The following is a 9,229-nucleotide window of genomic DNA, read 5'->3' as shown; positions in this document are numbered from 1 at the left end:
TGGGGCTATAGCTCAGCTGGGAGAGCGCTTGCATGGCATGCAAGAGGTCGACGGTTCGATCCCGTCTAGCTCCACCAAACACTCAACAGGCCAGCCGCGTGCTGGCCTTGTTGTTCGAAGGTTTAGTCCCCTTCGTCTAGTGGCCTAGGACACCGCCCTTTCACGGCGGTAACAGGGGTTCGAGTCCCCTAGGGGACGCCATTTCAATTTCCCGGTCTGCGGGGTCAAAGGGTCAGTTCGCAAGAGCTGACCCTTTTGTTTTATCTCTGCCAATACGCTGCGCTGACCCCTTTTGGTGCTCTGCCGGGCGCTCTGCGACAGTCTGTCGCGGCCTGTTGTGCACAATCGGTGCAGTTACCCCGGCCAGGGGTAGCAGGCCGTCAGAAATTTTTCCTAAGTCGTTGATTTTTCGTGCTTGCATTTGTAAGTATCTGAAAAATAAGGATATTTATTTTTGATCAAAAAATGATCAAGCTGTCTGAAAGCCTTGTCAGACAACTCCGGCGGGCCTTTGCCAAGAGGTTTTGCACAAAGTTATCCACAGCTTCTGTGGATGGATTGTCGAGTGTTTCGCCAAGCCTATTTGCTCACGAAATGCAAGGCTTTACCTGGGCGAGAAAAAGAGTAGAGTGCGCCACCTCACAGGCTGATGCAGATAGTTATGAAGCCGACTCTTGCCGCCCGGCAAAGCCGTCATCAACGGATGTCCATGCACCTGGCCATGTGGCTGCTGGACACCCCACCATTGGCGCAGACTGCACCGATCAAGCGTTTTGCCGTGCAACTGCTCAAGCCCGCTGCCAAGCAAGGCGTGGTGGCTGCGCAAAGCCGTCTTGGCTGTCTGCTCTGCCACGAGGCTGCTGATCTACGCGATCGTCGCGTGGGCCAGGAAATGCTTCGCCTGGCGGCACGTGCCGGCGATCACGGTGCCCGTGAAGCCCTTGAATGTCTGACCGCGCAATTGCGCCTACCTTCGCTGCGTAGTTCTCGCCAGGGTTAACCGCTGGCCTGGTCGGTATACTGCCGGCCAATCCTGCCGTGGAGCCTTTGTGATGCCTGCCGATCTGCCAACCTTGCCGCTGTTGCTGAGCGTATTGCTGGTGGCCTTGCCGTTGCTCGGCCTGCTGTGGCGTCAGCAGCGTCGTCTGGATGCGCTACGCCTGTTGCAGAGCCATCAGCGTGAACTGCTGCAGCAGGCCCAGCAGCGTGTGCAGACGCTGGATGCACAGGTGCAGGAAGCCGTCCAGCACAAGGAACAATGGCAACAACTGCATGCCCGTCAGCAGGCCCAGCTGGCTGCCTTGCAGCGCGAACGTGAGCTGCTGCAGGCCCAGCAACAACAAGCGCGTGCTGATGCTCAGGCCTGGCAGGCCGAGCGTCAGCAGCAGGTCAGCGAGTTACGCCGCCTGGACGCCCAGCGCAGCGCGCTGGCTGCCGAGTTGCGCGAGCAGCAGGAGCATCAGCAGCAGCGCCTGAATGACCTGCAAGGCGCGCGTGACAGCCTGCGTGCACAGTTTGCCGAGCTGGCAGGGCAGATCTTCGAGGAGCGCGAGCAGCGTTTCGCCGAGCACAGTCAGCAGCGCCTCGGACAGTTGCTGGAGCCACTCAAGGAACGCATCCAGGCCTTCGAGAAGCGGGTCGAGGAGAGCTACCAGCAGGAGGCGCGCGAGCGTTTTTCGCTGGGTCATGAGCTGCAGCGCCTGCAACAGCTCAACCAGCGCCTGGGTGACGAGGCGACGCGTCTCAGTCGTGCCCTGCAGGGACAGAAACAGCAGGGCAACTGGGGCGAGCTGGTGCTGGAGCGGGTACTCGAGCATGCCGGCCTGCACAAGGGCCGCGAATACGAAACCCAGGTCAGTCTCAAGGGGGCCGATGGCCAGCGTTTGCAGCCCGATGTGCTGATTCGCCTGCCCGGCGAGCGGCAGATCATTGTCGATGCCAAGGTCAGCTTGCAGGCTTACCAGCAGGCGGTTGCCGCGCCGGACGAGACGGCGCGCCAGGCGGCGCTGCGTCAGCATGTACAGTCATTGCGCGGGCACCTGAAGAATCTTGCCAGCAAGGATTACAGCCGTCTGGAGGGCCTGCACAGCCTGGACTTCGTACTGCTCTTCGTGCCGCTTGAGGCTGCCTTTGCCGCCGCACTGGAGCAGGATGGGGGGCTTTTCCAGGAGGCTTTCGAGCAGCGTATCGTCATCGTCAGTCCGACTACGCTGCTGGCTACTCTGCGGGTGATCGACAGCCTGTGGCGCCAGGAACGTCAGGGGCAGAATGCCCGAGAGATCGCCGAGCGCGCCGGTTGGCTGTATGACAAGTTCACCCTGTTTGTTGCTGACCTGGATGAGATCGGCACGCGCCTGCAGCAGTTGGACAAGGCCTATGCCGGGGCGCGCAACAAGCTGGTGGACGGACGCGGCAACCTGGTGCGACGTGCCGAGCAGTTGCGCGAGCTGGGCGCACGCACCAGTAAGCAGTTACCGGCCGAGCTGCTCCGCGAGGCCGGTGAAAGCCTGCGCCTGGACGACCCGCGGGGTTGAGCGTGGGTCAGTCACGCTGCCGCAGGTGATGGCTGATCAGCGCCCGCAGGGCAGCCGGCTTGACCGGCTTGGCAAGGTAGTCAAGGCCGGCGGCATGCACGCTGTTGATCAGTTCCTGGCGCCCGTCGGCGCTGATCACCACGCCAGGCAGGGGGCTGCCCAGGCGGCCGCGTAGCCAGGCCATCAGTTCGCAGCCGGTTTCTCCCTCATCGAGGTGGTAGTCGACCAGCGCCAGCTGTGGGCGAATGCCCTCGTCGAGCAGGTGTTCACACTCCAGACGGTTGCGCGCTGTCCATACCTGGCAACCCCAGCGCGACAGCAGGCTGTGCATGCCGGCGAGAATGCTGTCTTCGTTGTCCACGCACAATACCGGCGCGCCGGCCAGTTGCTGGCCGCTGGTGTGCTGGCTGGGGGGCGGGCTATGCGTGACGGTCTGCTGGCTGGCCAGGGGCACGCTAACGCTGAACACGCTGCCCTTGCCAGGCCAGGAGCGCACTTGCAGACGATGGCCGAGGACCCGGCACAGTCCGTCGGCGATGGCCAGGCCGAGGCCCAGGCCCTTTTCTGCGCGGGTCTGGTGACTGTCCAGGCGCTTGAATTCCTCGAAGATTTCCTTCTGCTTGTCGGCGGCGATGCCCGGGCCGCGGTCCCAGACTTCCAGGCGCAGTTGCCTGCCTTCGCGGCGCACACCGAGCAGCACCTGGCCCTTGGCATAACGGAAGGCGTTGGTCAGGAAGTTCTGCAGGATGCGCCGCAACAGCTTGGGATCGCTGTTGATGCTGTGCCGGCTGCCGCGCACGCGGAAATCCACGCCCTGTCCTTGGGCCAGGGCGCGGAACTCGGCGCCCAGTGCATCGAACAGTTGGGCGAGGGGGATATTCTGCCGGTCACAGGTGATGCGGCCGTTTTCCAGGCGAGAGATATCCAGCAGGTCGGTGATCAGGTCCTCGGCCGAATGCAGTGCACTGTCCAGATGCTGTACCAGCGTTTCGGCTTCGCGGGGCAGGCCTTGCTGGTGGGCGAGGGCGGCGGAAAACAGCCGCGCGGCATTCAGCGGCTGCATGAGATCGTGGCTGACCGCAGCGAGAAAACGACTCTTCGACTGATTGGCCGCCTCGGCATGCGCCTTGGCTTCGGACAGTGCCAGATTGAGCTGGGAGAGTTCCTGGGTGCGTTCGCTGACCCGCTGTTCCAGTCCTTCGTTGGCGGCCTTGAGGGCTCGCTCGGCTTCGCGGAACTCGGTGATGTCGGTGAAGCTCATGACGAAACCGCCGCCTGGCATCGGGTTGCCGATCAGTTCGATGACCCGGCCGCTGGGGAACAGACGCTCGGACGTGTGCGCGGTGCCCTGGCGCATCCAGTGCAGACGCTTGTTCACATGCTCCTCGATGTCGCCGTTGCCGAGCAGGCCGCGTTGCGCATTGAAGCGAATGATGTCGGCAATCGGCCGGCCGATGTACACCAGTCCCTCGGGGTACTCGAAGATCTCGATGTAGCGGCGGTTCCAGGCGACCAGGCGTAACGACTGGTCGACCACGCTGATGCCCTGGCTGATGTTCTCGATGGCCCCCTGCAGCAGGGCGCGGTTGAACTGCAGGACTTCGCTGGCTTCGCCGACGATGCGTACGACGTCCTCGACCTGCATCTCGCGGCCTTCGATGGCTGCCTTGACCACCACCCGCGCCGAGGAGGCCCCGAGCACACCCGCGAGCAGGCGTTCGGTATGGGCAATCCAGTCGCTGTTGGCGTTATGCCCTGGGTTGAATGCACTGCCCTGGCGCATGGCGAAGCGCTGGAAGCTCTGCTGGGCGCGTTCGCTGCCGACAAAGCGCTCGGCCAGGCTGAGCAGATCTGCCAGGCGCACCGCCAGCAGCGAGCGGTTGCTGCCTACCGAGCTGTCCTGGCCGACAAAACGCCCGGCCTGCCAGTGTTCGGCAACCCGGGTGCGCGACATCAGCGAGACCACGGCAAATACCAGCCAGTTGCCAGCCAGCGACAGCACCACGCCCAGGGTCAGGGGATCGACGGGCAGCCCCAGTGGCTGGTTGGCCAGCCACTCCAGGCCGGGGAAGCGCTGCAAGGGCCAGCCCATTCCGCCGGCCACCAGGGGCAGCACCAGGGTGTAGAACCACAGTGCGGCGCCGGTCAGCAGCCCGGCCAGCACGCCTTGGCGATTGGCCTGTTTCCAGTACAGCGCCCCGAGCATGGCCGGTGCCAGCTGGGTGATGGCGGCGAAGGCTACCTGGCCAATGGTGGCCAGGCTGGCGCTGGAACCGAACAACCGGTAGCAGACATAGGCCAGCAGCAGGATGACCAGAATGCTGACCCGGCGAACCGTCAGCAGCCAGTGGCGGAACAGCTCGAAGGGGCGGTCGCTGCGCTGGCGCCGCAACAGGGCCGGCAGCACGATGTCGTTGCTGAGCATGGTCGACAGCGCCACGCAGGCAACGATCACCATGCCGGTAGCTGCCGAGGCACCACCGATGAAGGCCAGCAGGGCCAGCTCGGGGCGCGCCTCGGCCAGCGGCAGGCTGATCACGAAGGAGTCGGCGCTGATCCCCGGTGGCAGGCTGAGTTGCCCGGCCAGGGCTATCGGTACGACGAACAGCGCCGCCAGCACCAGGTACAGCGGAAACACCCAGCGTGCCAGACGCAGGTCGCGTGGTTCGGTGTTCTCTACCACGGTGACATGGAACTGGCGGGGCAAGCAGATGATCGCCAGCAGGGCGATGCCGGTCTGCACCAGCATCGACGGCCAGTCCAGGGTGTCTGCCCAGAACGCCTGCATGTGGCTGGCCTTGCGGGCCTGTTCGAGGAGGGGCTGGAAGCCGTCGAACATCCCCCAGGTGACGAATACGCCAACGGCCAGGAAGGCGAGCAGTTTGACCAATGACTCGAAGGCAACCGCCAACACCATGCCGCGATGGTGTTCGGTGACATCCAGGTTGCGCGTACCGAACAGGATGGCGAATAGCGCCAGTACCAGCGACACCACCAGCGCGGTGTCCTGGGCGCGTACGCCGCTGGATTCGGCGCTGGCCCCGGTCAGCAGGTTGACGCCCAGCACAATGCCCTTGAGCTGCAAGGCAATGTAGGGCAGTACGCCGACCAGGCAGACCAGCGTGACCAGCACCGCCAGGCCTTGCGACTTGCCATAGCGGGCGGCGATGAAGTCGGCAATCGAGGTGATGTTTTCCTGTTTGCTGATGCGCACCATCTTCTGCAGCACCCAGGGTGCCAGGAGCATCAGCAGCACCGGGCCGAGGTAGATGGGCACAAATGACCAGAGACGCTCGCTGGCCTGGCCGACCGCGCCGAAGAATGTCCAACTGGTGCAGTACACCGCCAGCGACAGGCTGTACACCCAGGCACGCAGGCGTGGCGACAAGGGCGCGGCGCGGCGGTCGCCATAGAAGGCAATGGCGAACAGCAGCGCCATGTACGACAGAAAGACGGCGGCGATCAGGCCGGGGGAGAGAATCATGCGGGCTCCGCTACAGGCTGCAGGCGCTGTGCAGTGTGGCAGCAAAGCACTGCGGCGTCAGGAGGCTTGCGACCAAGGTCGCCTGGTGGCGACTACCCGGTCGCGGAAAAAACCTGGGCTGTTGGTCAAGACAGGCGGCCGGCAATCGGCTACCTTCGGCGACCTGTGAGGAGAACACCGTGCGTCGTGAAGAGTTTCTGCAGGGTGCCCGTGACATGCTGCCGCTGTTGCTGGGAACCGCACCCTTCGGGGTGATCTTTGGTGGCCTGGCGATTGCCGCCGGGCTGAGCCCCTGGCAAACCCTGGGTATGTCGCTGCTGGTCTTTGCCGGTAGCGCGCAGTTCATTGCGGTCAGCCTGATTGGCGGCGGGGCTGGCCTGGCCGTGGTGCTGCTGACCACCCTGGTGGTCAACCTGCGGCACGCCCTGTACAGCGCCAGTTTGCAGCCCTTCGTGCGCCACCTGCCGGGCCGCTGGCGCCTAGCGCTGGCCTTCTGGTTGACCGACGAGGCGTTTGCCGTGGTCCAGCAGCGTTATGCGCGGGCCGATGCCTCGCCGTGCAAGCACTGGTATTTCCTCGGCGCGGCGCTGGCCATGTATGGCAACTGGCAGTTGTGTACCGCGCTGGGCATTGTGTTCGGCCAAACCCTGCCCAACCTGGCTGCCTGGGGGCTGGATTTCGCCATGCTGGCGACCTTTATCGGCATCGTCGTGCCCATGCTGCGTAACACGCCGCAGGTTGCCGCGGCACTGGTGGCCGGGGCGCTGGCGTTGGCCTGCCACAGCCTGCCCTATCAGCTGGGACTGCTGGTGGCGGCGGCCGGTGGCATTCTCAGCGGTTTGTGCCTGGAGCGCCTGGCCGCGAGCGGGGAGGCGAAGGCATGAACACCTGGCTGCTGATCCTTGGCATGTTGCTGATTACCTTCACCACTCGCTATAGCCTGTTCGCCTGGTCGCACCTGCAGTTTCCTGAGGGCCTGCGCCGTGCTCTGCACTATGTGCCGATCGCCGTGCTCAGCGCCATCGTGGTGCCGGGCATGCTGCTGCCCGATGGCCAGCACTGGGCGCTGCGTGCCGACAACGCCTACCTGCTGGCCGGCCTGGCGAGCATTCTGGTCGCCGCAGTGACCCGCCACCTGCTGGCCACCATCGCCAGCGGTCTGTTGCTGTTCTTCGTGCTGCGCTGGGCATTCGGCCAGTTGCCGGTATAGCGGGTGGGGCGGAGGGCTGTGGCCGAGTGCCACTTTTGCGTAGGTGCCTGTGGCGCAGAGCAGGTGGCTTGCGTTCCAATGCACAGGTTCAACTCACCCAGGGACATGGTCGATGAGTCATCCTTCGCAATTCAGCCTGCTGCGTAGCCGGCGTTTTCTGCCGTTCTTTCTTACCCAGTTGCTCGGTGCCTTCAACGACAACATCTTCAAGCAGGCGCTGATCCTCGGCATTCTCTTCAAGCTCAATGCACAGGCTGACCAGGCGCTGCTGATTAACCTCTGTGCGCTGCTGTTCATCCTGCCGTTCTTTCTGTTCTCGGCGCTGGGCGGGCAGTTTGGCGAGAAGTTCGCCAAGGATGCGTTGATCCGCGCCATCAAGTTGGGCGAGGTGCTGATCATGCTGGCCGGGGCCGTGGGGGTGCTGCTTGGCAACCTGCCGCTGATGCTGCTGGTGCTGTTCCTGATGGGCAGCCAGTCGGCACTGTTCGGCCCGGTGAAATACTCAATCCTGCCCCAGGCATTGCGCGAGGACGAGCTGGTGGGCGGCAATGCGCTGGTGGAAACCGGCACCTTCCTGGCGATTCTTGGTGGCACCATTGGCGCTGGCCTGCTCATGGCCAGCAGCGACTATGCCGCGCTGGTGGCGGGCAGTGTGGTGGGGGTGGCGGTGCTCGGCTACCTGGCCAGCCGCTTCATTCCCTTTGCCCATGCCTCGCTGCCGCAGCTGGCACTGGACTGGAATATCCTCCGCCAGTCCTGGCAAATCATGCGCATGGGGCTGGGGCAGCGTCCGGCGGTGTCACGTTCGCTGATCGGCAATTCCTGGTTCTGGTTCCTCGGCGCGGTATACCTCACGCAGATTCCGGCCTTTGCCAAGGACTGGCTGCATGGCGATGAAAGTGTGGTGACGCTGATCCTTACCCTGTTCTCGCTGGGCATCGGCCTCGGCTCGATGCTTTGCGAGCGGCTGTCGGGCGGCAAGGTGGAGATCGGTCTGGTGCCGTTCGGTTCGATCGGCCTGAGCCTGTTCGGCATTCTGCTGTGGGCCGGCTCCGGGCAGCTGGCACCGGCGGACAGCGCCTATGACTGGCTGAGCCTGCTGGCCCAGCCGGGTAGTCTGACGTTGCTGGGCTGCGTGGTGGGCCTCGGGCTGTTTGGCGGCTTCTATATCGTGCCGCTGTATGCGCTGATCCAGTCGCGTACCGCCGAGCAGGAACGTGCTCGCGTGGTGGCCGCCAACAACATCCTCAATGCCTTGTTCATGGTGGCCTCGGCGCTGCTGTCGATCCTCTTTCTCAGCGTGGCGGGTCTCTCGGTGCCCGAGCTGTTCCTCGTCGTGTCGCTGATGAACGTGGCAGTGAACTGCTACATCTTCAAGATCGTCCCGGAATTCAGCATGCGCTTCCTGGTGTGGCTGCTCGGCCACTCCATGTACCGCGTCGAGGCGCGTGGCCTGCAGGTGATCCCCGACGAAGGCGCCGCCGTGGTGGTGTGCAACCACGTGTCGTTTGTCGATGCCCTGCTGCTGGCCGGCGCGGTGCGCCGGCCCATGCGCTTCGTCATGTACTACAAGATCTACAACCTGCCGGTGCTTAATTTCATCTTCCGTACGGCCGGCGCGGTGCCGATTGCCGCCCGGCACGAGGACGAGCGGATTTATGCGCAGGCCTTCGAGCGGATCAGTCAGTACCTGCAGTGCGGTGAGCTGGTGTGCATCTTCCCGGAAGGCAAGCTGACCAGCGATGGCCAGATCAACACCTTCAGGGGCGGAATCGAACGCATCCTCGAGGACAATCCGGTGCCGGTCATTCCCGTGGCGCTGCAGGGGTTGTGGGGCAGTTTCTTCAGCCGGGCCCCGCAGCGCGGGTTGTTCCGCCGCCTGTGGTCACGCATCGGGCTGGTCGCCGGGCAGCCGCTGCCGGCCAGTGAAGCCAGTTGCGCCCGTCTGCAGGCCGAAGTGCAGGCCTTGCGGGGCGAACGGGCCTGAGCGGCCGCGCTCAG

General features: G+C 64.1%; 6 protein-coding genes and 2 tRNA genes. 7 read left to right on the top strand and 1 reads right to left on the bottom strand.

Going from position 1 to position 9,229, the window contains the following annotated elements; translation table 11 throughout:
* Position 1 precedes the first annotated feature (1 nt).
* From CFY91_RS08130 to CFY91_RS08115, 4 genes are all read left to right on the top strand, one after another.
* Positions 2–77 (top strand) — tRNA-Ala (locus CFY91_RS08130).
* A gap of 48 nt (positions 78–125) precedes the next feature.
* Positions 126–201: transfer RNA gene (locus CFY91_RS08125), tRNA-Glu, on the top strand.
* A 508-nt stretch (positions 202–709) separates the two neighbouring features.
* A complete protein-coding gene (locus CFY91_RS08120; RefSeq protein ID WP_093985846.1) occupies positions 710–1,000 on the top strand; it encodes an SEL1-like repeat protein in 291 nt (96 codons plus the stop codon).
* A 52-nt stretch (positions 1,001–1,052) separates the two neighbouring features.
* Entirely contained in the window at positions 1,053–2,534 is a 1,482-nt protein-coding gene (locus CFY91_RS08115) for a DNA recombination protein RmuC (RefSeq protein WP_093985845.1), read from the top strand.
* A 7-nt stretch (positions 2,535–2,541) separates the two neighbouring features.
* Here the strand turns inward: CFY91_RS08115 and CFY91_RS08110 are convergent, their stop codons facing one another.
* Positions 2,542–6,018, bottom strand: coding sequence for a PAS domain-containing hybrid sensor histidine kinase/response regulator (locus tag CFY91_RS08110; RefSeq protein WP_093985844.1), 3,477 nt, complete (start codon positions 6,016–6,018; stop codon positions 2,542–2,544).
* Between the two features lie 215 nt (positions 6,019–6,233).
* On the opposite strand from CFY91_RS08110, the gene CFY91_RS08105 reads away from it, so the two are divergent.
* The 3 genes from CFY91_RS08105 (at position 6,234) to CFY91_RS08095 (ending at position 9,215) form a co-directional block, all read left to right on the top strand.
* Positions 6,234–6,902, top strand: coding sequence for an AzlC family ABC transporter permease (locus CFY91_RS08105; RefSeq protein ID WP_093985854.1), 669 nt, complete (start codon positions 6,234–6,236; stop codon positions 6,900–6,902).
* Entirely contained in the window at positions 6,899–7,228 is a 330-nt protein-coding gene (locus CFY91_RS08100) for an AzlD domain-containing protein (RefSeq protein ID WP_093985843.1), read from the top strand. The genes CFY91_RS08105 and CFY91_RS08100 overlap by 4 nt, the downstream gene beginning before the upstream one ends.
* Before the next feature lie 112 nt (positions 7,229–7,340).
* The gene (locus CFY91_RS08095) at positions 7,341–9,215 is read left to right on the top strand and encodes a 1-acyl-sn-glycerol-3-phosphate acyltransferase (RefSeq protein ID WP_093985842.1); all 1,875 of its coding nucleotides are present in this window, start codon (positions 7,341–7,343) and stop codon (positions 9,213–9,215) included.
* Positions 9,216–9,229: the final 14 nt, after the last annotated feature.

Origin of the sequence: Pseudomonas fluvialis, assembly GCF_002234375.1 — a bacterium.
Classification (GTDB): Bacteria; Pseudomonadota; Gammaproteobacteria; order Pseudomonadales; family Pseudomonadaceae; genus Aquipseudomonas; species Aquipseudomonas fluvialis.
This window is presented reverse-complemented; position numbering and strand designations above follow the sequence as displayed.